Raw genomic sequence first — 24,240 nt, 5'->3', positions numbered from 1 at the left:
CATTCATTTTCCATAATATAGATTATAGAACTTGTAAAGTGTCACATTTTCGGATACTTTTGTTTTATCCGTAAACAATTTTTTAAATGCTACGTCATTTGTAATGATGGCTGGGACGGGAGGATTCGAACCTCCGAATGACGATACCAAAAACCGTTGCCTTACCACTTGGCGACGTCCCAATAATGTATAGACTTTATACCAATAAATAGCGGAAACGTCAATTACAATAATGATTGTAAAAATAAATTTATTTCATTGTTAAACCAATTCCTCGCTTGCGTGGATAATAAATCATAAATTTTAGCTCTAATTTTGTTATAATATTCCTTAATATAATTTATTTCATCAATATTAAGTAGTTTCGTATCAATCAATTTACTAGCATAAGGTACTAGGCTTAAGGTTTCAAATTCAAGCCATCCGCTATTTTCTTTTACATACATTAAATTTTCTATTCTAATTCCGTATTTTCCAGAAATATAAAAACCGGGTTCATTGGATAAGATCATACCTGCTTTCAGTACGGTTTTATTACGAAGATTGATACTTTGCGGTCCTTCATGAACGCTTAAGAAGCTCCCTACTCCATGTCCTGTACCGTGTGGATAATCTAGCATTTCTTGCCATAAATATTGCCGAGCTAGTATATCAAGATTAGCTCCTGCTATGATATTTTTTGGGAATTTGGCATTAGCTAAAGCAATATGTCCTTTAAGTACTTGCGTATAACGCTTTTTCTGCTCATCAGTCGGCGTACCTATCACGATTGTCCTTGTTATATCGGTAGTAGCACCTTGGTACTGACCACCGGAATCAATCAGTAATATCCCCTGCTCTACAAAGTTCTTCCCAAACTCTACTTCCAGAGGTAATTTGTATGTCAATCCGGTACTCGTATCCTCACGTACTTTTTTGTACGCTGCGGTACGAGGTGAGGTGTTTCCTTCAAATTCCTCTCTATAAGCGAATTTGGAAAGAACTCTAATTTTTTTAGCAGTTGTTTGATCAGCTCTATAATGAATAATAGCACTATTTTCCTGAAATCCGCAAATAGCAGGAAAACTATCAGAAACATAGCCCTCTTGTTTGGCTCGTTGCTCCGTAAGCTTTAAACCGAGGGAATACTCAGTCAATTCGTCATTCTCATTATCCCCGATGTCATTCCCGCTTTCCTTTATGTCATTCCCGCGAAAGCGGGAATCCATATTATGTTTTTCTGGATCTCCGTTTTCACGGGGATGACATTGAGAAAAATCAGCAAAAAACTCACATAAAGCTACTGCATCTTTAATATGAAAATCGATTGCATGCTTAATTTCTACATCGTTCTTACAAGCTTTAAGCGTTAAGCATGGATCGGTAATTTTTTGTACTTTTTTATCAGCTATTAAGTCCATTATATGCACAGAGGCTATAGTATCATCAATCAAAATATTGTCATGACTCTTTAAAATATTTTCAAATTCTTCTTCCGGTAAAATTGTTATTTCAGGACGTGCATTAATAATTTCGGCATCAATTCTTGTAGGATCGATAAATAGATATAATTTTGTAGACGTAATGATTACTTTTGCAAACATTAAAGGTGTATAAGCAACGTCACTAGCCCGCAAATTTAGTAACCAACATATGGAAGAGCTATCGAGAATGATTAGGGCATATTGCTCGATGTCATCCCGCGGCTTGACTGCGGGATCCAAAAAACAATTATTATTAGCAACTTTATTTTTACTGGATCCCGTGGTCAAGCCGCGGGATGACAATGCAACTTCACGACATTTATTTATTTTATCATTATGACTAACACCCGCAAATTTAATATCATGTAAATAAACTTTAGAGTTTGGCTCTGATGGCTGATTATGCCAAATTTTATCAACTAAATTTCCGTTAATCTTCTGAAAATTGAACTTTAAATTTGATATGGCGGGATAAGTAAATAATTCAGGATCGTAACCTATTTTTATATCTTTACCAAATTTAGATATCTCTTTTAAGTCAAAAATTTGAAATATTGTAGGATCAAGCTCTCTTGCTGCTTGCTCTAAATAACGCCCGTCAGTAAAGAATAATGCTATATCTTTATATATAATAGCTATACCGTTTGAACCGGTAAAACCTGTTATATATTCAAGCCTTTTGGCATACTCAGGTACATATTCACTCATATATTTATCGTTAGACGGAATTATATAACCGTCTATATTATATTCTGTGAATAAGCTTCTAAGTAGATTAACTCGTTCTTTTATCATATGGCTCAATTCCACCGCTATCAAAAATTAAAATGGTATACTCGGTGAATTTCAAAAAGAGCAAGGAGTCTGCAAGGCGAGGAACGGAGCGTATACTTAATACGTGAGTACCGCAGAAATTGCTAGACGACGACGCCAATTTTTGAAATTCACCGAGTATACCATCCATAATATAAAGGAATACCGAGAATAGTAAAAGAGCTAGCTATAATTAGAGTTTTAACAGGTGTTTCATAGATAACCCATACACAAAAGATAATCGATATTATGGCTATAAGTAAATAATAATAAGAAAAATTTTCTTTTGAGCTAAAAATTACCTTTAAGAAAGCTAAGCTACAAATTAAATAGACGAATAAGAATGTTATCGCTGAGAAATCTATTATTTGCGTAATCTGTGCAGCAAAATTATCATTTGCCGTAAAGATTAATAACGGCACAATTCCAAGGCAGCTTACAATAATTCCGTTAGTTGGAGCGTTATTGCTATTTTCCTTAGCAAAGAATTTCGGTAATAATCCGTCTTCTGCAAGCCCTAGAGCAATCTGTCCGCTAGTTAGTACCCAAGCATTGAGTGTACCTATACATATAATCGAGGCTATAACCGTAATTACACTTGACCATTTACCCCCAAATAATAATGTAGCGGCATCAGCATAAGGAGCTTTAGAGCTAATAAGTTCAGAAGCAGGGATTAATCCCATTATACCTATGCTATTGATAATATATAACACCGCCACGCAGAAAGTTCCAACTATTATGGCTTTTGGAATGGTTTTTGCCGGATCTTTTACCGCTCCTGCCGTGGTAGTTGCACACTCAACACCGATAAATCCCCAAAAAGTAAGAAGTGCAACTCTTCCCATAATGGTTGGAATGCTTAAACTCTCTACTTCTTCAGCTATAGTTATATTATCTATATTAAAATGAGATAATGCACATAAGCCTACTACAAGCAACGGAACGAATTTTAAGAGAGTCAAATAAAACTCTGCTTTTCCTGCTACTTCAGGTCCTTTTAAATTTAAAACCGTAATAGCACCTAATAATATTATCTGTAATATTAAATCCAAAATCGCTTGTGATTGAAAAAAAGGCGTTAGATAACCTATTGCCGAAATGACAACTATACTTGTACTAACAAAGGATATAACCCAGTAAGTGAAGCCGGTGAAGAAAGCTATTTTATCCCCGAAACTCTCTCGTACATAAACGTGCGGACCGCCTGTTTTAGGAAATTTTGCACATAAGGATGAGAATACAAGGGCTATACTCATAGCACCGAATAATGAAAGTACCCAGCCCCAAATGCTATATATACCGAACGGTGCTAAACTTAGCGGTAATATAAAAACGCTAGTACCGATTTGACTGCCGGTTACTAAGGCAAAAACCGCCCAGAAACCTAATTTTTGCGACATAATTTTGTTATTGATTTAATTATAGAAACGGCTTTTAATATAGCTATAAAAACGATTTTATGCAACTTATTAAAAAACACAATTTCCTTTTTAATTATTTTTATATTATGAAAGTACAAAAAATAATAAAATATATAATATTTTTGGGCGGTATTATTTTAGCTATTTATCTTAATATTGAACCTCTTTATACACCTACTGCTTTAGTTATTTCTCCTACCCTTACTTACTTTCCTAAATATATTGCTCATAAATCCTTAACTTCTGAAAGCAGTACAAAATGCTTTAATGAGCTACGTAGACGGAATAGAAGTAGATGTGAGATTATCAAAAGATGGAGTTCCTTTTTTATATCAGGCTAAAACCTTAGAAGAAGCTACAAACGGATATGGTAAACCGGAAGATCATAAATGGGAGCAACTTAAACAGTTATCATATAAAAGCAACAATCAAAAATTATTAGCATTAACTGACCTTTTTAATTTGGTCGGATCACAAAAATTCATTTTTTTAGATATAAAAAGTGATAAAATATTTGATCATGAGTTTTGTTCTAAAATTACTGAATTAATAAATAAATACCACCTGGAAGAAAGAGTTATTGTAGAATCATTTAACCCTTTCTTTTTAGCATTAATGCGTCTCAATTCCCGAAATAACGCAATTAGATCAAATTCCTTGGATATTAAAACAACCTTTTTTTCAAAAACAAATCAGAAGAATAATAAGACCTGATATGCTAGGGATTAGATTTAATACTCCCCTAAATAGATCATGGTTATCCAATTATGATATGGACTGTAGATGATAAACAAATTGCCGAAGATTTTTTTAACTTAGGAGTTAAATCCATTCAAACTAATAAACCGTTAGACCTAATTAAAACGCAAGAATCTAGACCTTTTATTATTTACGATGCGGGTGGTACCATTAGCAAACCAAGTTTAATAATTCATGCTAAAAACATATATGATATTATAGAAGCAATTAAAAAAGCAAAATTAAACAATAAAAAAATTACTATTGCCGGACGTAAGCACTCTATGGGTGGGCAATCTATTTTAAATGATTCGATTCATTTAGATATGATGGAAATTAATAAAGTAGTTTATAACCCTGTAACACAAACAATTACTATAGGTGCCGGTGCTACCTGGAAGAAAGTTCAAAATGTACTTGATCAGTATAACCGTTCTATAAAAGTAATGCAGTCAGATAATATTTTTACCCTCGGCGGTACACTTAGTGTTAATGCTCATGGGTGGCAGGTTAACGCTCCGCCTATCTCTTCAACAGTATTATCTTTAAAAGTAATAACTGCTGATGGGGTAATAAGAGATATAAATAAACATACTGAACCGGAACTTTTTCGAGCTGTTTTAGGAGGTTATGGTTTATTTGGTGTTATAGTTGAAGCAGAGCTCATAACAGTAGAAAATCCACAAGTTATTTTTCATGCAAAATTTATGAATTATAAGGATTTCGTAAATAACTTTAAAATTTATATAACTGAAAATTCTAATGCTGAACTTGCTTATGGGCGTTTATCAGTGGGGAAAAATCACCTATTTGAAGAGGCAGGTTTGTTTTGGTATGAAAGAACTAACAAAGAGAACCTTACAAAAATACAAATTTTGATTTAGGTAAAAAGATAAGATGGAATACAGAGAAATTATATGCACAAAAAATGAGTATTAAATCTCCTATTTCTAGAAATAGTGCTATGAACACCGATATACATATTTTATGGCCTCTTTATGGAACTGATAAAGATATTTTACAAGAATATTTTATACCTAAGGAACAATTGAGCAAATTTATAGAAATCTTTAAAAAATATGTGCTGAATTTTAATATGAATATCTTAAATGTTACTATTAGAGAAGTAACACAAGATAATATTTCTCTACTTTCTTATGCAAATACTGATGTTTTTGGTGTAGTATGCCTTTTCTCACAAAATCTTACATCACAAGATGAAGAAAAGATGGAAAATTTCACAAAAGCAATTATTGATGAAGTAATAAGATTAAATGGTACGTTTTATTTGCCGTATAGATTACATTATAATATAAACCAATTACAAAAAAGTTATACAAGTCTTTTATATTGGTTACAAATTAGTTAATAAATTAACGTCATTATATTATAACCAATTGGGATTAACATTATTACACGTTAAAAGATTTGCCGCAGCCGCAATTAGCTTTTTCGTTAGGATTGGTGAAAGTGAATTGGGATTTGAATTTAGTCTCTACATAGTCCATTTCAGAACCTAGAATATACATTAATGCTTTTGGGTCGATTAGTATCCGTACGCCCTTTTCTTCTACTACTTCATCGAATTGATTTTTACTGTCGGCATATTCAACGTAATAAGTCTGACCGGCACAACCGCCGGCTTTAACCCCTACCCTAATGCCAAAAGTAGGCTTAGCTCGTTTTTCTATTAGCAATTTTACTTGCTTTGCAGCAGAGTCGGTTAATGAAATAACATTTTTCATGTTTTAAGAGTCTTTTTTGCTTTCTTTTTTCTGTTTGTAATCGGCAATAGCTGCTTTTATTGCATCTTCAGCAAGTAGTGAGCAATGTAATTTTACCGGCGGGAGCGATAATTCTTTTGCTATTTCAGTATTTTTAATCTCTTCGGCATCGTTTATTGATCTGCCTTTAACCCATTCCGTTACTAAAGAACTTGAAGCAATAGCTGAACCGCAGCCGAATGTTTTAAATTTAGCATCTGTAATAATCCCGTCATCATCAACTTCGATTTGTAACTTCATCACGTCACCGCAAGCAGGAGCTCCAACTAGTCCCGTCCCGACATTTTCACTTTTTTTATTAAGCGACCCGACATTACGAGGATTTTCATAATGATCTATCACTTTTTTGTTATAAGCCATTGTTATTCTCTAAAATTTATTTTCAATTTTGTCATTCCCCATAGTGTTATGTCATTCCCGCGAAAGCGGGAATCCAAAAAAAAAGTATAAACACAGTAAGTTTTCAAAATTAAAAGCTCAATTTATCTCGCTTTATACTGGATTCCCGCTTTCGCGGGAATGACATACGGTTCATGGGACCACGGGATGACATTAATATTCTCAATGTACAGTCCATTTAATCTTCTTTAAATCAATCCCCTCTTGCATCATTTCCCAAAGAGGACTTAATTCCCTTAATTTATCGATTTTTAAACATATTAAATCTACTGCGTAATCAACTTCCTGCTTGGTAGTAAATCTACCTATGCCGAACCTAATCGAAGTATGGGCAAGCTCTTCACCTATTCCCATGGAACGTAAAACATATGACGGCTCTAAAGAGGCAGAAGTACAAGCAGAACCGGAAGAAACCGCTAAATCTTTAATGGCAAGGATAATTGATTCTCCCTCTACTCCGGCAAAGCTTAGATTTAGATTGCCTTTATATCTTTGATCTTTATCACCGTTTAAATAAACTTCCGAAATTCGACTATGTATATTATTTAAAAATCTGTCGAATAAGTAATTTACATGCTTAGTATCTTTTTCCATCTCACTATACGCTATTTCAGCAGCCATGCCAAGCCCTACGATTAAAGGAGTTGGTAGCGTACCCGAACGCATACCTCTCTCCTGTCCGCCACCGTTTATGAGTGGCGTAACACGCACACGAGGTTTTTTCCTTACATATAAGGCCCCTATTCCTTTCGGACCGTAAATTTTATGCCCTGAGATACTGGCAAGATCAATATTAAACTCGTTAACATCAATTGGAATTTTACCAAAACCTTGAGCAATATCGGAATGAAAGAAAACATCTCTTTCACGGCAAATTTTTCCTATTTCCTTTAAAGGCTGAACAACACCTATTTCATTATTAACCGCCATAACTGAAACTAACATAGTCTGATCAGTAATGGCATTTTTTAGAGTTTCTAAATCGATTATTCCATTTGATTTAATCGGTAAGTATGTGATTTTTATACCTTCTTGCTCTAAGTGCCTGCAAGCGTCAAGTACGCATTTATGTTCACTGACTATAGTAATAATGTGATTCTTTTTATTGCCGTAAAATTTTGCTATTCCCTTTATTGCAAGGTTATTGGATTCGGTTGCACCGGAGGTAAAAATAATTTCTTTAGTATCTGCCCCTATTAACTTTGCTACTCTACTCCTTGCCTCTTCAACGGCGTTTTCTGCTTCCCAGCCGAAAGAATGGCTACGTGAATGAGGATTCCCGAACTTGGTAGTAAAATATGGCAACATTGCCTCCATTACTCTTGGATCTAGTGGCGTTGTTGCCTGATAATCCATATATATAGGCAAGGTTAAATTGTTTAATTGTTGGTTCATATGGTTAAATTAATTCATGTTTTTGGTATAGCTTAAACGGTTATCGATGTCATTCCCGCGGAGGCGGGACTCCAATAAAACCTATAAAAAGCTTGTTTTTTTATAGCTTTATTTTATCAATAATGTTTAAGCAATATTAAGGCTATTTTTCTGGAGTCCCGCCTCCGCGGGAATGACATCGTAAATTTCCTCAAAAGCTTTTATAAAAGCCTCTATATCACTTACCGTATTAGTATGGCTTAAAGATACCCTAATCGAAGATTTGGCCTCTTTTTCACTCATACCCATATTGGTTAATACATGCGATTTAGATATTTTTCCTGATGAGCAAGCAGAGCCGGAACTTATGCAAATATTACGTAAATCAAACCCGATTAATTTCACTTGTGCATCCGTATTCGGTATAGTAATTAAGGTAGTATTAGGCAACCTTGCTACATTATCGCTAATAATATTTACGTTAGAATACTTCTTTAGTTTTTTCTCTAATATTTCCTGTAAATTTTTGATTTTTATATAATTCTCTATTATATTTTTTCTCATTAATTCAGCCGCTAAACCAAAACCTGCAATTGCTATAACATTCTCCGTACCTGAACGCACATTTTTTTCTTGCCCACCACCTATAATTATCGGAGTAAGCTGAAAGCGAGAAGTAGAAATTAAAGCAGCTCCTCCCTGCCCACCTCCTATTTTATGTCCTGAGATTGTAGCAAAATCTAATCCTAAATCTTTGATATATGTTGGTATTTTACTAAAAGCTTGCACTAAATCACTATGAAATTTTGCATTATATTTTTTAGCTATTTTACTTATTTCAAATATATTTTGCAGTACCCCACTTTCATTATTAGCCATCATTATAGATACTAATTTTTTTGTAGCACTACTTTGTGACAATAATTCTTCTAGATGCTCTAGATCAAGCAAACCTTGATTATCAACTTTTATAACTTTAATATTTGGAGCATGCTTTATATGGTTATAGATCGATAAATGTTCAATAGCCGATATGAAAATATCACCGTCATAAAAATTTTTCATTATTAAATTATTACTCTCCGTTCCGGATGAAGTAAAAGTAATATTATATTCCCTAGAGGACGCCTCAAGAGCTGCAGCTAATTGAAAACGTGCTTCTTCTATAACATTCCTAGCAAATACACCTGATCTATGTATTGATGAAGGGTTAAGCTCCTTGTCCATCAAACTTATTATGAATTCCTTAACTCTAGGATTGATAGAAGTAGTAGCACTGTGGTCTAAATATATCATATATTTAAATAATACTTAGCTCTAAAGCATCTTTAATTGAGATATTTTCAAAATAATCTCTAATATGCTTACCAAGACCTTTCCATAATTTATGCGAATTACATTTTATTGTATCAGGTACACAAGTTTTAACCGATTTCTTATAGCAGGTAGTCATTATAAAATTTTCGTTAACAGCATCCATAATATCGGAAATTTTTATTTCTTCTAGGTTACCTATTAAAACATATCCACCTTTCGAGCCTCTAATAGCCTTAACTAGATCAGCTTTTTTAAGTTTAGAAAATATCTGCTCTAAATAGTTAAGCGATATATTTTGTTTTACGGAAATTTCATTCAAAGTGACCGGTTCAGCACTTGATTTTGCAGCCATTTCAAGTATTGCCATTACGGCATATCTTCCTTTCGTCGTCAGCATCATATAACCAACCTATTAAAACTTAAAATTGTTTTATATCTACAATACCTAAGTAATTTAGTCAAGTATATAATTATATTATTTAATAAAAAATTAGCTTGTTAATATAAACTAAAAGTTTTTTTATTATAATAAAATATAAACTATTATAATTATGACTAAAAACATCTATATTTTAGAAAAATTAAAGGTTTTATTATATTTAATTTTTTGTTTTGAATTAACTTCATGTATAATAACTCCTGAATCTCCTCGCTATCATCCAACAGTAATAAGTTTCACGCCGGCAAGCGTAGTTATAAATTACTCTTTAAATGATTTACAAGAAGCTACAAACCTTGCTCAACAATTTTGTAGCACGATAAATAAAGATGCACAATATACAGGAACACAGTATATAAAAATTGCTGAAGCTGGATTTTTTTCAAATGAAATTCAAGCTCGTCATGCTTTCTTTAATTGTGTAGAGTCAAGTAGAAGTGGAAAAGATGGTCAGAATATCATAAATAACTTTAAATGAATTCTTCAATACTTATATATAACTCGACAGGCTCTTGTTAATTTGCCAAATAGCAACAAATACTAAACAAATTGTAAACATTTGTAGTAGCTGTAATAATATGCTTAATTCCGGTATTAATATAATAATAACCGGTTGTAATATTATCGGGAATCCGCTTGAAAACATTACTAACCTTATAGAAGTTTGTATTGAAGTTTTAGTAGTAAGTAAATTAGCTAAGCTATATACTAACAAAACTATAATACTTCTCTCTAATAAGAATGTTACAAACCAAAATAATATAATAGCCGGCATACCGAAATAAATAAATAAATTTGGTGCATATAATAAATTATCAGCAAAATATTTTTTTATTATTTCAGGAGTTAAAATTACTTCATTTTGTTTGAATATCTCAGAATAGTTAACAGTACTTGGGAAATTTTTCTTAGTATTGGCTACAATTAAATTTATCTTCAGCTTATTCTCTTCAAGTACAAACGGTATTTTGCTTTTTTCTTTGTTAGAAACTTGATTTTTTGTATCAATGACAACTATTTTATTGTTATTCTTGCTATATAAATATATAGGCTCTACTTCTTCAACTGAAATTTTTGAATTATTATATTTAATTTCCGGTAATTGATTGATAATATATTCAATATTGTCTGTAACTTTTGATGATTGTATTCCGTTAAAATAATCTTTTAAAGTTATTATGTAATTTAATATAAAAATACAATAAATTATTGATGGGATAAAAGATAAGGTAAATAAATATCTTATTCCGTACCCTTGATAGTTTTTATATACGTCTTTATAAAACTCTATAGAGCTAATTGATAAACGTAATTGACGGAGTAATGCATTTAATCCTCCTAATATAAATGATAATAAATACATGTATAAGTAATTTATTTAAGTTTCTCACCCTCTTCCTTCTTTAATCCGGTTGAGGTTAGCTATTAAGTCAGTTCTTGCACAGGCTTTGATTAAATTTTTGGCTATATTAATTGTGATTTAAGTATTTTCTCTATTTCTATTATATCATTTTGACCAAGTTGGGTCAAAGTGCAGAATAAAATTAACTCTATTTTGTATGCCATTATAAAACACTAAAGGATATATGAAAGGAAATTTTTTGTTTTTTATTACTTTTATATGATATTCATAAATATTTAACATATACCTAAATAACCGAAAAGCCATATAATAGTGTGTGACACGAGGTTATATCAAAGAGTTATTTCCGCTAGGCAGGAAACCATCCATGTCACTAGATGAACCTAAGGGTACGAAAAAGAGCTACCCTGACAATGTGATGAAATACCTTTAAGCATAGGGAAAATCTCGTGAGAGTAATTTCCATGATAAAGATATCTGATCCTTATGCACGATTCTTAGGAGAGTTACAATTGCTGCTTATGACTTTGCATTTATTGGGTATCAGAAGAGATTAACATTAAACAATATTACTATTTTCACCCTTTTCATCCTGCACGTAAAAATCATTTTTTTTATTCAATATATCATCACGGTTTGTATATAAAGACTCGATAAATAAAATAGAGTCCTTTAAAGCTAGTTGCACGTCTAAATTATCCATGTCATGTCTTTTTAAAGCTTTAGGAAACACGAATTCTTTAACCATATTACCGAATTTCTGTGTTTTAGTTTGAGATTTCGGAGAATTTGATATAGGTGCTTTTGAGATATTTATTATTTCGTTTTTACGTTCTTGCGTTTTATTAATAGCTATTTTCTTTAAACTATCGTCTAAATCTTCCATTCCGATTGCATTGCGAATAATATCGTTCATACTAATTACTTCATTTCCACGTTTTCTCTCACGTCTTGCTTCTACTATACTGCAAGCCAAATCTGTTAATATATCTATTAAAAGATTTTGTGTTATTAAACCTATACTTTTTGCTAATATTTTTATTATAGCCTCTTTCTCATTAATATTATTTTTAAATATTTTAGTTTCTGCAATAAGACAAGCTTTTATGATACCATCTATATTCCAATAAAACGCATTCCAGTAATCGTATAATAATGGGCTTTCTTGTGCTAAACTTTCAACTTCCCTAAAAATTTCTGCTTTTTGTATTGTTCTACTGTATTTTAGTATTTTATTGTGGCTATATATCTTAATTTCATGGGCATCTAATCTTTTGTTTACCCCGGCATCTAGTAATTTAAAATTACTGGTTTCCAACCTTATTTTCGCATCTTGAATTATTTCGGTTGCAAACTTTAGTTTGTTATGGCATTTAAATATCTGTTTTTCTTCTTCAGCCTTAAGCTTTTCATTCTTAATAAAACAATCAAATTGTTCTTTGGATTCTAATTCGTTAAATAGTTGCCCTCTTAGTTCTTTGTTAATTTCTGCTGGATAAATAGGGGCTATTTTCTTTAAATTATCCTCACCAAATTTATATATTAGATGATCACCGAAAATACTTCTCTTTTCTAACAACATTACGAACTTATCTTTATTATCACCTGCATAAGATAAAAGATATTTTTCAGTGGAAAGTTTGGTATTTTCATTTGTAATACTACTTACATTGTTAATATCGCTTGCCGCTATCTTAAGCCCTACTCCTTTGTTTGAGAATAAAGGTGTATGAGTTTTATATTGCTCTGCTAACGGATCATCTGTTTCCACAAGTAATTTAGTTGCAAACTCTTCTAAACTTACTATTTTGCTTGTTGAATTATCGGTTGTAAATATTTCATAACTTCTATCTTCAAATATTATCTTACCTTCTATTTCTGATTCTTTACTAACCGATACCGTAAAAGTAAAACTATATTTCTTTATACAATTTAAAATAAACTTACTCTCGTACTCATTTATCACACCGCTTTTTAATATGCTTTTACATATTTCTTTTAAAAATATTTGCGTTTCGCTTATATTTGGTAATTCCTTAAAACTCGCAGTAAACCATTCTATTACTTCAGGGTTTTTACTTTTCTCATATTCTTGAGTGATGTAATCGGTTATTTTGTGTAAGACGATTTTGGCGTCAAGGTATAGTTCTTTGTAATGGTCTTTTGTTTTAGTTAAATCAATTATTTTTAATAATTCATTAATGTATTTATAATTTGTTTTATTAAATAATATTCCTTTTATCATACTAACCAAAATCCAAGTAATCACATGTTTTTCATGTGGAGTAATGTTAGGATCTGTATTTAACTTTCTCAATGCTGGAAATACTTCTTCCAATAAATTTGATTCTATTTTTACTATCTCAATTAAGCTTACAGCAGCGTACAACTTTACATCAGTATTAGTATTATGGTTTATAAGTAAGCCTTTTAATATTATAACTGCTTCTTCTACTAAGCTGGGATTTGCTTTTACTACTTCAGCTATACTACTAGCGACTACCGGCTTAGCATAATGATTACGAATTCTAGCTATCTCCTGTAATGTGGTAGACTCTTTCTGTACAGGCATTGCTTTTACTGTTCTAGCTAGGCTATCAAGTACTGTATATTTATCATAATCATTGAGTTTTTTAATCAGTATTTTAAGTTTTGTAAGTGCTTTTTGTTCAGGCATTATTTTTATTATCTTAGCTATGCTATTAGCAACTACATTCTTGATACAATCTTCAGAATTGTCAAATAATTCTCTAAATTCTTCTTTTACTAAACGAGGATTTATTTTTACTATTTTAGCTATGTTACTAATAGCCATATACTTGACATAATAATTATTATTACTAAGTAGTTCTTCAAACACATTAATTCCTTCTTTTATTAAACTAGGATTTGCTGCTACTATCTCAATTATACCGCTAGCAGCTACTGTCTTGACATAATCGTTAGGATCACTAAATAGCTTTTTGAATAAGTTAAATGCTTTTTGTGCTATGTTAGAATTGTACTGTGCTACTTCAATTATACATCTAACAGCTGTTGACTTGCCATAAACGTCAGGTTCATTAAGTAAATTTTTAAATATGCCAAATGCTTCTTTTACTACACTAGGGATTACTTTTATTATTTTAGCTATGCTACCAATAGCCTCATACTTGATATCTTCATCAGGATTAATAGCTAATTCTTTCAGTATGCTAAATGCTTCTCGTGCTAAACTAGGGTTTAATTTTACTATTTCAATCATACTATCAATAGCTCCAAATTTGACATCTTCATCAGGATTAATAGTTAATTCTTTCAGTATATTAAATGTTTCTTGTGTTAAATTGATATTTGCTTTTGCTATTTCTATTAAACTATCAGTAGTTACAGACTTAAAATAATTATTAGAATTATTGATAAGTTTTTTTGATATTTTAAATGCCTTTTTTGCTATAATAGGACTTAATCTCACCATTGCAGCTAAGCTCTTAATAATTAAGTATTTATCATTCAGTTTTTGTACTTGATTTAATATTTCTTCACTCAGATCAGGTGCAATAATTATTATTTTAGCTAATATTATATTTACATATTCATTTAATGCCTATGTATTTAATGGTAGTATTCTGCCTAAGCTTTCCTGTAATACAACCTCATCTATTGTCTCGTCTAATATTTGTGCTAACTTTTGTAATACTGCTTTACATAATTTTGTATTTTCAATTTTTAATAAGCCAATTAATCTTTCATAAACTTTAGTTTTACTGCCCCATTCATGCCTATTTACCAAACTGGTTATTATTCCTACAGATGCTTTTAATTCCTGGAAATCAGTTTTGCTTTTTCGTAATTTTTCATTTACTGTGTTAATTATTTTTTCCGATAAATAGCCGCTGTCTATTATATGTTGTTCCCAAATTGTAATATCTTTTAGTACAATATCATCTATTAAATTTTGGATTTGTGTTAGATTTGGTATCCTGTTGTCAAATTTCCCATTAATTTTGCTTTGAGCTAACAAGTGCATTAATAATATAATCTTTCTTTCAATTCCTAGCTCTAATATTCCGTTAACTTTACATGTTATGGCTTCCCAAAATATTTCTATTAACTCTTGATTATCATCATTATTTACTATTCCGGCTAAAAACTTTAAAGTCATTAGATATTTGGGGTCGTTTCGATGCTCACCTATAAAAGCTGCTTTTTCGTTTTTAGTATGATTATCTAATAATTGATTTTTTAAACGGAGTGCGGCTAAAAATTCTTGAAATGTTAAATGAATAAATTGATAATTTATTCATTCTCTTTTTAATAATCCTTGTTCTATAACTTCATCTATATCTAATGTATCTTTCTTATCTTCAACTAGTTTTCTTTCTACTAACTTCCCTGTTACAACAAGTGATTCATAGGCTATCTGCTCTAAAAATCTCATTATGTTTTTTAAGTGATTATTAGCTTCTGTTTTATTCTTATATTTATGCTGGGTTTTTGCTAGATGCCTATTATTAAGGCAATCTGTTATTTCACTGTATAACCGGCTTATATTAAAATCTTCATCACTGTTTTTTTGAAATTTATCCCTTATATCTTTATCGTTCCAAACCAAACATATTAATGCAGTATTGATAGGAACTACGCATATTTCTTTTATTTGGCTATGAGTATCCAAAAAGCTTTTTAATTGCACTCCTAACTCTTTATCATACTCAAAATTTTTATTTACATATTGCTCTACCCCTTACTATTCCAGCCTTTATTTTCTACTTTCCGCTCAAACCTGTTACTCATTTCTTCTACAACCGCATTAGGTCTAGAAGTCATTACGATATTTTTATACTGAAATACCGAATCCATAATATCTCGGTAATCACGATTGCTATATGATAAAAACGCTACCTCATCATAACCGTCAAGTAGTAATAATATCCTATTTTTATCTTGTATGTTTTTTATATCCTCAAGTTTTATATCTTTAGAATCTAGACAATAATGGATAAAACAACTTAGTATATCGTCATCTATATTAGTACCGTAACGTACTGTCCAATTGCTTAACAATTCCTTTAACTTAACTCTAAAAACATAATCAAACTTATCGTTCCATAACTCCCCTTTTCCCCATTTATAAGATAGATAATGCATTAACGTGGTTTTACCTATTCCTGCACTACCGAGTAATAATACTTTACCTATATCTGCTTGAATTCTGCTTATCGATTCAGCTATATTTTTTATTTCCGATTCACTTTTATTAGGTAGATTCCTGCGAAGTATATCAAACTTTTTTTTCTCATTTTTTTCTTCGTTTAGTAACTCAACTATATTATTAATCTCATCATCCTTATTAGGTAGCTCTTTCTTAAGCAACTCCCTTATCTTTTTTTCCGTATCTATAGCTTTAAAGATTTTCTCTATTTCTACCGGTTTCTTTTCTCCAACAACTTTATCGCGTAATGCTGCTTTACCTACTTCATCATCTTCACTCAGTAATATCTGTAATTTTACATAATATTCCTCTAAAGACTGAGCTTTGATTTTCTTATCTTCTATTAGCTTTGGTAAAGTATTGTGAGAACTATAAGGTTCTTAACTTGTCAGTTAATGATTTTGAAGTAGAAGGCTTCATATTTTTACTTAATGGTAGAAAATATATTTTTATTAGAAAACCTAATTAGATTAAAACAATTATAGGTGTGAGTTTAAGAATTTAATTTATTTAAGCAATTTAAAATTGATTAACCAAAATAATTTATTTTTTTATTTATTGCAACTAATAATTATCAAGTTGCAATAATTATTATGGGATTAGAGCTAAGTAAAATTTTACGAAGAAAATAATTTTAATTAGAGGTAGTATTAAAGTTCAATATTATATATAAGTTTGTTGATAAAAAATGATTTATTTACTAATATCTATATTTCCATAAATAATATTAGTTTTATATGCTACTGCTACTTCCTGAAATAACTTTGACTTTAATAGCACTTTTAGGGCAGTTTTTTGCCGTAATGATCCCAAATAAAAATAGAATTATTTCTAATATCATTATTTTATTATGTATATTATCAATTTTTCTTACCTTTAAGTACTCAAGCTATGAAGGAGTATGGTACTCATTTGCTACCGGAATAAATATCGGTATTAGTAAAAGCATAGTACTGCTATTCACTATTATATCCATGATTATATACCGTGATTACTCTATTCTTGTTGCTGAGGAATTAAAGTTTGAATTTATCACTTTAATATTATTATCAGTCGTAGGTATTTTTGTTGCAATTTCATCACGGAATTTTCTATTATTATTCTGCGGTATGGAGCTTACTGCTTTAACTTCATATGCACTTGCAGGATTCAAATTAAATGATATTAAATCATCGGAGGGTGCTTTAAAATATTTTATCTTAGGTAGTTTAGTTAGTTGTTTATCATTATTCGGGATTTCTTTTATATACGGATTCGGCGGAAGCCTACAATTTGAGGATATCTTATATAAACTAAATAATAATTCTGGGATGAATCTTGGTTTAATAATCGGTATTGTATTATTTTTAAGTAGTATTTTCTTTAAACTCTCAAGCGTTCAACTCCATTTTTGGGTTCCTGACGTATATGAAGGATCACCGATTAGTTCGGTTACTTATTTCACCGCTGCCTCAAAAATAGGTATGGTTATTGTTTTATTAAATATCAGCAAATTAATTATAGGTAATTACTATCCTATTAATTATAATTTAATAAAGATACTTGCTATATTATCTATGCTGTTTGGGGCTTTTGGAGCCATTCGTCAAACTTCTCTAAAAAGATTAATGGCTTATAGTACTATTTTAAATATCGGTTATGTATTAATCGGCGTTCTTCTGCATAATCAAGAAGGGTATAAAGCAGCTTTACTATATATTCTAATATATGCGATAGGGAGTATAGGATTTTTTACTTGCTTAATCATGCTGCTCGGTAAAGACGCCGATAAAGCTAGTTTTAAAACTATACAAGGAATTGCAGAGAACCATAAAACTATAGCTGCCGTAATTAGCATAGTTATGTTCTCGATGATCGGAATTCCTCCTCTCACAGGATTTTTCGGTAAATATTACCTTTTTTACCAAGCAATTAATCAAGAAGAATTCGCATTAGCTTATTGTGGTATTTTTACCAGCGTAGTTGCGGCTTTTTATTATCTTAAAGTAGTAAAAGCCATGTATTTTTCTAAAAAGATTGAGATAATTAAGCTTCCTATGCAATATGGGCTTTTACTGATTAATTACTTAGTTGTAGGCTTCTTGTTGCTCGGTTCATTTATTATCTCGTTTTAGCCGGTGTAGACTTTTTATTAACAACATTAGCCGAAGTAATTTTTGTAGGCTTCATAACCTTTTCTTTTAGATTCTTTATATGTTTTAGATCTTCTTCATCTAATTTTAATAAATCAGCGTCTACATATTCTCTATTTGCGTCTATATTTGTCTTTACAGATTTTTGTTTTGGTTCTTTCTTTATTTTATCAGAAGAATCAGCTAAATTTCTTTCATCTTTAATATCTTCATTTAAACCTTTTATTGTCTTTATTAAATGTTTTTTTGCACTATCTCTAATACCGAGTATTTCTAAAATTCTTGCAAAACTAGTAGTAACTTTATTTCTTAATTTAAGTTTTTGTCCTCCTTTTTTTCTTTCTTCATAATTAAGAATTTTCTCAAAATAATCAGGATACTCTTTCATTAATGTTTTTAATCCTTGCTCTTTCACTTCGTAATAAGGAAAACTATATTTTTTAGAAAAAAAACTATTTACTTTAATTTCTAAGCCGTATTCCTTTAAGGATTCTTGTCTTTTTTTCATTGTATCTATTAAACTAGCCTTAATTTCTTCAGGCGTTATTTCTTTAGATTTTTTATTATTAAATTTCTTTGGCATTGCTTGTTTTGCAAATTCTGCAATTGCTTCATTACTATAATATTTAGTTAATTCATCAAAACTTTTATCAATGGTTTTGCTTAAATCAATTTTAGAAACTGCAAGTAAGCTATCGGCAAAATTAGGATTTTTTGTTCTTAAATTAGAAGGAAATTCTCTAAAATGGTTAGTAGGACCGAATCCAGGCAAATGTTTGGCTCTTGAATGCGGATAGATATTATTTGTTAAATTATCAAAACTACCGGCAAAATCAATTCTTACTAATTTAGGTAAAGTTTTTGGATTTTTTTGATCTCTGATAACTCCTATATTTCCAACATGTATATCAAAATCACCGATCAATAAACTTGCCGGCATAATGTTTTCAAAGTTCTGATACTTAATTTCCTTAAAAGCATTTTCTAAGGTTCTAAATAATTTATTTCTAGCCCCCATAAAAAGCGGTCTACCGCCGTCCTTTCTAAACCAAGAACTCGGTTTAGTTTTAGCAGACATATGTTTATCCATATCCACATACATATCACTACTATAATTCTCAAAAAATTCAGATTTGACATATATTTGTGAATCAACAGCTTTAGATTTATTAAAATCATCAGGAGCAATTAAATTAACCTTTGCTCCATTTCCGGGACTTATAGCTTCAAAAATTTGGGATCCTAAAAACTCGGCTATATTTTTTGAGCTTGAAGCCTCTTTTTTTATCATCGCCGTAATTTTACCGTCTGAGCTTTGATATACGCCGCCATGCTCTCCTGCTTCATTAGCTCCGCCTCCTTTAGGCTTTAAAAAATTCCAACCTTTAAATACTGATTTCTTATCTTTGATCATTTTTTTCGCTCCATAATACAAAATTTGGATTTAAGTATATTTAATTCCAATTAAATAAAATATATATATTATATATACGAAGATCAACTTCAAAAAGAGCAAGGAGTCCACAAGACGAGGAGCGGAGCGTATACTTAATACGTGAGCACCACAGTACTTGTAGGACGACGTAGCCAATTTTTGAAGTTCATCGAGTATTATTTAATATTTCAGCTACTTCAAGAGCAGCATAGGTAAATATACCGGTTGCACCGGCACGTTTAAAACTAATTAATGACTCCATCAAAGCTCTCTCCCAATCAATTGCTCCTGCTTCTGCTGCAAATTTTAACATTGCATATTCTCCGCTAACCTGATATGCAAAAATTTTAGCATTAAAATTATTCGCCGCTTCACGAATAACATCCAAAAACATCATACCGGGCTTCACCATAACCATATCGGCTCCCTCTGCTATATCATGCTCAATCTCAAGCATTGCTTCCTTAATATTACGTACATCCATTTGATAGCTTGATTTATCTAAATAATTCTTTTTATTACTCTTAACAGCATCACGAAACGGACCGTAAAAGCTTGAAGCATATTTAGCGGCATAAGCAAGAATTCCAACATTTATAAATTCCTCTTTGTCAAGATATTCTCTTATAGCCCCGATTCTTCCATCCATCATATCGGAAGGTGCAACAATATCTACTCCGGCTTTTGCTAGCACTAATGCTTGATTACATAAAGCTCTGACCGATCTATCATTATCAACTTCCCCATGATGCACAATACCGTCATGACCGCTTGTAGTGTAAGGATCAAGTGCTACATCACATATTATACCGATATCAATATTAGCGTTTTTGATGCTTCTAATAGTTCTACATATTAAATTATCTAAATTATAAGCTTCATCGGCATTTTCACTTTTTAGACTTTGATCAATACTAGGAAATAATGCAATAGCATTAATACCTAGCTCTGCTGCTTTTTTTGCCGTCTCTACTATTTGATCTATAGAGTAGCGATATATACCGGGCATAGTCTTAATTTCTTGCCGTTGGTTATGCCCTTCAACAACAAATAAAGGCAGCACTAAATCATTAACCGATAAACTACTTTCAGCGATTAACTCTCTAAGCCAAAAGGCTTTTCTATTTCTTCTAAGTCTAATAAGTGGGTACATAAAAATTCATATCTCATTTTAGTTAATAACTTGGATTCTAATATAGAAAATATATAACTTAACTATCTTATAGTAAAAGTATTACATTACAAAAAGAAATTTTTCTTGCAATTTATAAAAAATTTAAGCAAACTAACGAAAATAAAAATATGGTTTAATTATGTAAATAAATATAGGAGTTTAATATGGCACAAGATAATATTCCAAAATCAGTAAAAGATAGAATAAAAGAGTGGGAAAACAAAACAAATATGTCAGATACCCCACCAAAAAATACAAAACCGGCTGTTCCTCCAAAACCTACTCCTGAGAAAATAAAGGCATGGAACGAGGAACATAAAAAACAGACTGACTTAACTACACATTCCCAAGCACTTGATATATTTGTCGATACCACATCTCCACAAGTGGAAACCCAAAAGCCTATTATTTTTTCAAAACCCGCTCCGGAACAAACAAAAGTACCGGAAGAAACACCTAAAAAACAATCTAATTTAACCGTACAAGAAAAAATAGAGAAATTTTTTAAAAATCATAATATTGATACCAAAGATGCTTTTATTCCGGAATTTAGCCGCTATATAGAATTAAGCAATTCTATGGCAGGAAAGCGTCTTGACGTTACTGTTAAAGCTTATGAACAATCATTAGGACGACTAATAAATCAAGTAGGAGTACCTCAAAAAGAGTTTGTTTCTTTTATAGAAGATGAGCTAATAAAGAATAATCCACATAAAGATAAATTTGAGAAAATCAATCAACATTATAAATTACCTGAACCACCTAAATTACCTGATATAATTGATAATCTTAGAGAATTAGTAAATAATGATGATATAATAGGTCATTTAAAACAAAGTAGAAAACACATTGAATTTAAAGAAAAAGTAAATAACCTTATTCAAATTTATGATGATAATAAACATAATCCAGCTGCTATAACTAAAGTTGAAGCAAAACTGAAAGAGGTAGGTAAATGGTGTGAAGAAACTACAAAAATGGATAATAATCCTATTTGGAAAAATATTGGTAATTTTATAAAATATTCATTCACCGGAGATAAAGCTAAAGCTGCTTTTTATAAAGACGCTATAAAAAATTCTACTCAAAATACTAAAAAAGCTATAGCAGAAATACAAAAATCTCTTACTAATCCTTCTCCTCATTCATCTAATGTACCACCATCGAAGAATAAAGGAGAAAGATATAGAAGCTAATAAAAACTTTTAGGATCGATATCTATTTTTAGATGGCAAAAAGAAGGAATTTTTATAAGGCTTAGCCAAAATTTTAAATATTTCTGCAAATTAAATTTCTTATCGGCTATAATAAGTATCCGGTAACGATATTTACCGGCGAGCTTTGACATTAATGAGCTTGCCGGTCCTAAAATTTTCACGTTTGCTTTTGGTGCAATTCGGACCATATTTCTAGCAATCTCTAAAATTTTAGACTCATTGGAACCTGATAAAATTACCGATGCCGTTTTGGAAAATGGCGGCATATCTGCTGATTTTCTTATTTCAAGTTCATTTGCAAAAAAACTATCTTCATCGCCGGCTTTAACATAACTAAAAATTATATTATCAGGATAATAGCTTTGTAAATATACTACACCTTTACCATCTCCCCTACCCGCTCTACCTCCTACTTGATGTAGTAGCTGAAAAGTTCGCTCAGATGCTCTAAGATCGGCGTTATTGCTTCCAAGATCAGCATCTATTACTCCAACTAAAGTAAGATTCGGAAAGTGATAACCTTTTGTTATTATTTGTGTGCCTATTAAAATATCAATTTCTAAATTTTCCATTTGATGTAGAAGCTGTGCTATTTTTTCAGGGTTTTTAGCATGATCTTTACTTATCACCGCAATTTTACTCTCAGGAAAGAGTGCTTTCGCTTCTTCCTCTATTCTTTCTATACCTGGACCACAGATAGTTAATGTTTCATCCTCTAGACATTCAGGACAAGAACTAAAAATTTTACTTTGATAACCGCAATGATGACATTCAAGTTTTTTAGTCGCTTTATGTACTACCATCCAAGAAGAGCAAAATTTACAGGTAAATCTATGACCACAAGCTTTACATAGCATGAGCGGTGCATAGCCTCGCCTATTAAGAAATAATAATGTTTGCTTTTTATTAGCTAAATTATTTTTGATAGCTTCTATAAGAATCTTAGATAAATAAGAATTCTTAGATAGCTTTTCTTTACCCATGTCGATCATTTCTATATTCGGTAAGTCGACATTTTTGTATCTATTAATCAATGTAATCAATTGATATTTACCTATTTCTACATTGTACATTGTTTCAATAGACGGTGTCGCCGAACACAAAACAATTTGTGCTTTATCAAATATACCTCTTACGATAGCTGTATCCCTAGCATTATATAATATACCGTCATCTTGTTTATAGGAATCGTCATGCTCTTCATCTATAACCACCAAACCGAGATTTTTAAAAGGTAAAAACAAACTACTTCTAGCCCCAATTACTACTTTAACTTTATCGCTTAATATACCTCTTAAAATCATTTTCTTTTGAGCTTTGGTAACGCTTGAGTTCCATATGATAGGCTCAAAACCGAATCGCTCTATAAAACGATTAATAATTTGTGTACTTAAAGCAATTTCAGGCAACATCACAAGCACTTGTTTGTCTTTTGCTAAGTAATCTGCTATCAGCCGGAAATATATTTCCGTTTTACCTGACCCCGTAACACCTTTAATAATCACAGGCTTACGGCTTTCATTTAAGATTGTTACTGCTCTATTCTGCTCTTCCGACAAATCGGGTAGCACAAAGTTATTATTTACTTTCTGCTCTTTAACTTTGATCGGTTTTTCGGCGATATCTATAGGCAGTACTAACTTGGCTATGCTCCCAAGTTCCGACATATAGTAGCTACTCATCCATTTAACTAACTCTAAAACTTCTGAGGTAATACTTAAATTTAACGGTACTTTTTCTTTTACGGTTTTTAGCTTTTTCGCTTCAGGAATAGTGGTGAACTCCCATATTATGCCGGTTAATTCCTTATTTCTAAAAGGCACTGCAACAAGATCACCAATATTTAGCTCTAAATCTTCCGGTATTAAATAATCTAAAGGAAATAATTTTGCTGCCGGTAATAATATTTTTGCTATTCGCATATATAATGTATTTTATAATTTTTTTTTTTATTATATACTAAAACTAACAGAT

Annotated in this window: 23 protein-coding genes, 1 tRNA gene and 1 pseudogene; 8 read left to right on the top strand and 17 right to left on the bottom strand. The window is 31.1% G+C overall.

Annotated features, from left to right (window positions below; all coding sequences use genetic code 11):
- Positions 1-107 precede the first annotated feature (107 nt).
- The 3 genes from AC5587_RS04060 to AC5587_RS04050 form a co-directional block, all read right to left on the bottom strand.
- Positions 108-182, bottom strand: a tRNA-Gln gene (locus tag AC5587_RS04060).
- 42 nt (positions 183-224) lie between these two features.
- Positions 225-2,258 carry a M24 family metallopeptidase gene (locus AC5587_RS04055; RefSeq protein WP_499162943.1) on the bottom strand — a complete coding sequence of 678 codons (2,034 nt, stop codon included), beginning with the start codon at positions 2,256-2,258 and terminating at the stop codon, positions 225-227.
- Positions 2,259-2,407: 149 nt separating this feature from the next.
- Positions 2,408-3,679: an APC family permease gene (locus AC5587_RS04050; protein ID WP_499162942.1), complete on the bottom strand. Its 1,272-nt coding sequence runs from the start codon at positions 3,677-3,679 to the stop codon at positions 2,408-2,410.
- Between the two features lie 107 nt (positions 3,680-3,786).
- On the opposite strand from AC5587_RS04050, the gene AC5587_RS04045 reads away from it, so the two are divergent.
- From AC5587_RS04045 to AC5587_RS04030, 4 genes are read left to right on the top strand one after another with little or no spacing between them, the layout of a single operon-like run.
- Positions 3,787-4,041 carry a hypothetical protein gene (locus AC5587_RS04045; RefSeq protein ID WP_499162941.1) on the top strand — a complete coding sequence of 85 codons (255 nt, stop codon included), beginning with the start codon at positions 3,787-3,789 and terminating at the stop codon, positions 4,039-4,041.
- Positions 3,998-4,414 carry a glycerophosphodiester phosphodiesterase gene (locus AC5587_RS04040; protein WP_499162940.1) on the top strand — a complete coding sequence of 139 codons (417 nt, stop codon included), beginning with the start codon at positions 3,998-4,000 and terminating at the stop codon, positions 4,412-4,414. Before AC5587_RS04045 ends, AC5587_RS04040 begins: the two co-directional genes overlap by 44 nt.
- A 53-nt stretch (positions 4,415-4,467) precedes the next feature.
- Positions 4,468-5,322: an FAD-binding oxidoreductase gene (locus AC5587_RS04035; RefSeq protein ID WP_499162939.1), complete on the top strand. Its 855-nt coding sequence runs from the start codon at positions 4,468-4,470 to the stop codon at positions 5,320-5,322.
- 44 nt (positions 5,323-5,366) lie between these two features.
- Positions 5,367-5,807 carry a hypothetical protein gene (locus AC5587_RS04030; RefSeq protein ID WP_499162938.1) on the top strand — a complete coding sequence of 147 codons (441 nt, stop codon included), beginning with the start codon at positions 5,367-5,369 and terminating at the stop codon, positions 5,805-5,807.
- Positions 5,808-5,850: 43 nt separating this feature from the next.
- On the opposite strand, the gene AC5587_RS04025 is transcribed toward AC5587_RS04030, so the two are convergent.
- Entirely contained in the window at positions 5,851-6,183 is a 333-nt protein-coding gene (locus AC5587_RS04025; RefSeq protein ID WP_011271171.1) for an iron-sulfur cluster assembly accessory protein, read from the bottom strand.
- A gap of 3 nt (positions 6,184-6,186) precedes the next feature.
- Positions 6,187-6,582, bottom strand: coding sequence for a Fe-S cluster assembly scaffold IscU (iscU, locus tag AC5587_RS04020; protein ID WP_499162937.1), 396 nt, complete (start codon positions 6,580-6,582; stop codon positions 6,187-6,189).
- Positions 6,583-6,610: 28 nt separating this feature from the next.
- Here iscU and AC5587_RS04015 point away from each other — a divergent pair, with 28 nt between their 5' ends.
- Positions 6,611-6,745, top strand: a complete 135-nt coding sequence (locus tag AC5587_RS04015; RefSeq protein WP_410527804.1) for a hypothetical protein — start codon at positions 6,611-6,613, stop codon at positions 6,743-6,745.
- Positions 6,746-6,783: 38 nt separating this feature from the next.
- On the opposite strand, the gene AC5587_RS04010 is transcribed toward AC5587_RS04015, so the two are convergent.
- The 3 genes from AC5587_RS04010 to AC5587_RS04000 form a co-directional block, all read right to left on the bottom strand.
- The gene (locus AC5587_RS04010; protein WP_499162936.1) at positions 6,784-8,016 is read right to left on the bottom strand and encodes an IscS subfamily cysteine desulfurase; all 1,233 of its coding nucleotides are present in this window, start codon (positions 8,014-8,016) and stop codon (positions 6,784-6,786) included.
- A gap of 126 nt (positions 8,017-8,142) precedes the next feature.
- The gene (locus tag AC5587_RS04005; protein ID WP_499162935.1) at positions 8,143-9,291 is read right to left on the bottom strand and encodes a cysteine desulfurase family protein; all 1,149 of its coding nucleotides are present in this window, start codon (positions 9,289-9,291) and stop codon (positions 8,143-8,145) included.
- A gap of 4 nt (positions 9,292-9,295) precedes the next feature.
- Positions 9,296-9,712: a Fe-S cluster assembly transcription factor gene (locus AC5587_RS04000; protein ID WP_202068455.1), complete on the bottom strand. Its 417-nt coding sequence runs from the start codon at positions 9,710-9,712 to the stop codon at positions 9,296-9,298.
- A 151-nt stretch (positions 9,713-9,863) separates the two neighbouring features.
- On the opposite strand from AC5587_RS04000, the gene AC5587_RS03995 reads away from it, so the two are divergent.
- The gene (locus tag AC5587_RS03995; protein ID WP_410527801.1) at positions 9,864-10,229 is read left to right on the top strand and encodes a hypothetical protein; all 366 of its coding nucleotides are present in this window, start codon (positions 9,864-9,866) and stop codon (positions 10,227-10,229) included.
- Positions 10,230-10,241: 12 nt separating this feature from the next.
- On the opposite strand, the gene AC5587_RS03990 is transcribed toward AC5587_RS03995, so the two are convergent.
- The 6 genes and pseudogenes from AC5587_RS03990 to AC5587_RS03965 form a co-directional block, all read right to left on the bottom strand.
- On the bottom strand, positions 10,242-11,114 hold the full coding sequence (locus AC5587_RS03990) for a DUF1189 family protein (protein ID WP_499162934.1): 873 nt from the start codon (positions 11,112-11,114) through the stop codon (positions 10,242-10,244).
- A gap of 198 nt (positions 11,115-11,312) precedes the next feature.
- A pseudogene (locus tag AC5587_RS03985) lies at positions 11,313-11,426 on the bottom strand (Rpn family recombination-promoting nuclease/putative transposase); the annotation flags it as partial.
- Between the two features lie 247 nt (positions 11,427-11,673).
- Positions 11,674-14,571 carry a HEAT repeat domain-containing protein gene (locus tag AC5587_RS03980; protein WP_499162933.1) on the bottom strand — a complete coding sequence of 966 codons (2,898 nt, stop codon included), beginning with the start codon at positions 14,569-14,571 and terminating at the stop codon, positions 11,674-11,676.
- A gap of 129 nt (positions 14,572-14,700) precedes the next feature.
- A complete protein-coding gene (locus AC5587_RS03975) occupies positions 14,701-15,258 on the bottom strand; it encodes a hypothetical protein (protein ID WP_499162932.1) in 558 nt (185 codons plus the stop codon).
- Between the two features lie 138 nt (positions 15,259-15,396).
- Positions 15,397-15,789, bottom strand: coding sequence for a hypothetical protein (locus tag AC5587_RS03970; protein ID WP_499162931.1), 393 nt, complete (start codon positions 15,787-15,789; stop codon positions 15,397-15,399).
- Positions 15,790-15,833: 44 nt separating this feature from the next.
- Positions 15,834-16,469, bottom strand: a complete 636-nt coding sequence (locus AC5587_RS03965) for an NACHT domain-containing protein (RefSeq protein WP_499162930.1) — start codon at positions 16,467-16,469, stop codon at positions 15,834-15,836.
- A 576-nt stretch (positions 16,470-17,045) separates the two neighbouring features.
- Between AC5587_RS03965 and nuoN the strand changes: the two genes are divergently transcribed.
- Positions 17,046-18,422 carry an NADH-quinone oxidoreductase subunit NuoN gene (gene nuoN / locus AC5587_RS03960; RefSeq protein ID WP_499162929.1) on the top strand — a complete coding sequence of 459 codons (1,377 nt, stop codon included), beginning with the start codon at positions 17,046-17,048 and terminating at the stop codon, positions 18,420-18,422.
- Here nuoN and AC5587_RS03955 read toward each other — a convergent pair.
- Positions 18,409-19,854 carry a hypothetical protein gene (locus tag AC5587_RS03955; protein ID WP_499162928.1) on the bottom strand — a complete coding sequence of 482 codons (1,446 nt, stop codon included), beginning with the start codon at positions 19,852-19,854 and terminating at the stop codon, positions 18,409-18,411. The genes nuoN and AC5587_RS03955 overlap by 14 nt on opposite strands.
- 187 nt (positions 19,855-20,041) lie before the next feature.
- Positions 20,042-21,028, bottom strand: coding sequence for a porphobilinogen synthase (gene hemB, locus AC5587_RS03950; RefSeq protein ID WP_499162927.1), 987 nt, complete (start codon positions 21,026-21,028; stop codon positions 20,042-20,044).
- 185 nt (positions 21,029-21,213) lie between these two features.
- On the opposite strand from hemB, the gene AC5587_RS03945 reads away from it, so the two are divergent.
- Positions 21,214-22,245, top strand: coding sequence for a hypothetical protein (locus tag AC5587_RS03945; protein WP_499162926.1), 1,032 nt, complete (start codon positions 21,214-21,216; stop codon positions 22,243-22,245).
- Here AC5587_RS03945 and AC5587_RS03940 read toward each other — a convergent pair.
- Complete coding sequence (locus AC5587_RS03940; RefSeq protein ID WP_499162925.1) at positions 22,242-24,188, bottom strand: primosomal protein N'; 1,947 nt, start codon at positions 24,186-24,188, stop codon at positions 22,242-22,244. The two genes, AC5587_RS03945 and AC5587_RS03940, sit on opposite strands and share 4 nt — an antisense overlap.
- Positions 24,189-24,240: the final 52 nt, after the last annotated feature.

This window comes from Rickettsia endosymbiont of Hedychridium roseum (assembly GCF_964028255.1).
GTDB classification, from domain to species: domain Bacteria; phylum Pseudomonadota; class Alphaproteobacteria; order Rickettsiales; family Rickettsiaceae; genus Rickettsia; species Rickettsia asembonensis.
Note: the sequence above shows the minus strand (reverse complement) of the source record. Positions and strands in the feature narration are given on the sequence as shown.

Excerpts from the sequence above, each read along its gene's own strand:
- AC5587_RS04005 (WP_499162935.1), bottom strand. The coding sequence starts at position 9,291 with ATGATATATTTAGACCACAGTGCTACTACTTCTATCAATCCTAGAGTT.
- AC5587_RS03975 (WP_499162932.1), bottom strand. The coding sequence starts at position 15,258 with ATGACTTTAAAGTTTTTAGCCGGAATAGTAAATAATGATGATAATCAA.
- AC5587_RS03990 (WP_499162934.1), bottom strand. The coding sequence starts at position 11,114 with ATGTATTTATTATCATTTATATTAGGAGGATTAAATGCATTACTCCGT.
- AC5587_RS04035 (WP_499162939.1), top strand. The coding sequence starts at position 4,468 with ATGATATGGACTGTAGATGATAAACAAATTGCCGAAGATTTTTTTAAC.
- AC5587_RS04030 (WP_499162938.1), top strand. The coding sequence starts at position 5,367 with ATGAGTATTAAATCTCCTATTTCTAGAAATAGTGCTATGAACACCGAT.
- AC5587_RS04025 (WP_011271171.1), bottom strand. The coding sequence starts at position 6,183 with ATGAAAAATGTTATTTCATTAACCGACTCTGCTGCAAAGCAAGTAAAA.
- AC5587_RS04010 (WP_499162936.1), bottom strand. The coding sequence starts at position 8,016 with ATGAACCAACAATTAAACAATTTAACCTTGCCTATATATATGGATTAT.
- AC5587_RS03980 (WP_499162933.1), bottom strand. The coding sequence starts at position 14,571 with ATGGTGAGATTAAGTCCTATTATAGCAAAAAAGGCATTTAAAATATCA.
- AC5587_RS03945 (WP_499162926.1), top strand. The coding sequence starts at position 21,214 with ATGGCACAAGATAATATTCCAAAATCAGTAAAAGATAGAATAAAAGAG.
- hemB (WP_499162927.1), bottom strand. The coding sequence starts at position 21,028 with ATGTACCCACTTATTAGACTTAGAAGAAATAGAAAAGCCTTTTGGCTT.
- AC5587_RS04000 (WP_202068455.1), bottom strand. The coding sequence starts at position 9,712 with ATGATGCTGACGACGAAAGGAAGATATGCCGTAATGGCAATACTTGAA.
- AC5587_RS03955 (WP_499162928.1), bottom strand. The coding sequence starts at position 19,854 with ATGATCAAAGATAAGAAATCAGTATTTAAAGGTTGGAATTTTTTAAAG.
- nuoN (WP_499162929.1), top strand. The coding sequence starts at position 17,046 with ATGCTACTGCTACTTCCTGAAATAACTTTGACTTTAATAGCACTTTTA.
- AC5587_RS04055 (WP_499162943.1), bottom strand. The coding sequence starts at position 2,258 with ATGATAAAAGAACGAGTTAATCTACTTAGAAGCTTATTCACAGAATAT.
- iscU (WP_499162937.1), bottom strand. The coding sequence starts at position 6,582 with ATGGCTTATAACAAAAAAGTGATAGATCATTATGAAAATCCTCGTAAT.
- AC5587_RS03995 (WP_410527801.1), top strand. The coding sequence starts at position 9,864 with ATGACTAAAAACATCTATATTTTAGAAAAATTAAAGGTTTTATTATAT.
- AC5587_RS04045 (WP_499162941.1), top strand. The coding sequence starts at position 3,787 with ATGAAAGTACAAAAAATAATAAAATATATAATATTTTTGGGCGGTATT.
- AC5587_RS04050 (WP_499162942.1), bottom strand. The coding sequence starts at position 3,679 with ATGTCGCAAAAATTAGGTTTCTGGGCGGTTTTTGCCTTAGTAACCGGC.
- AC5587_RS03940 (WP_499162925.1), bottom strand. The coding sequence starts at position 24,188 with ATGCGAATAGCAAAAATATTATTACCGGCAGCAAAATTATTTCCTTTA.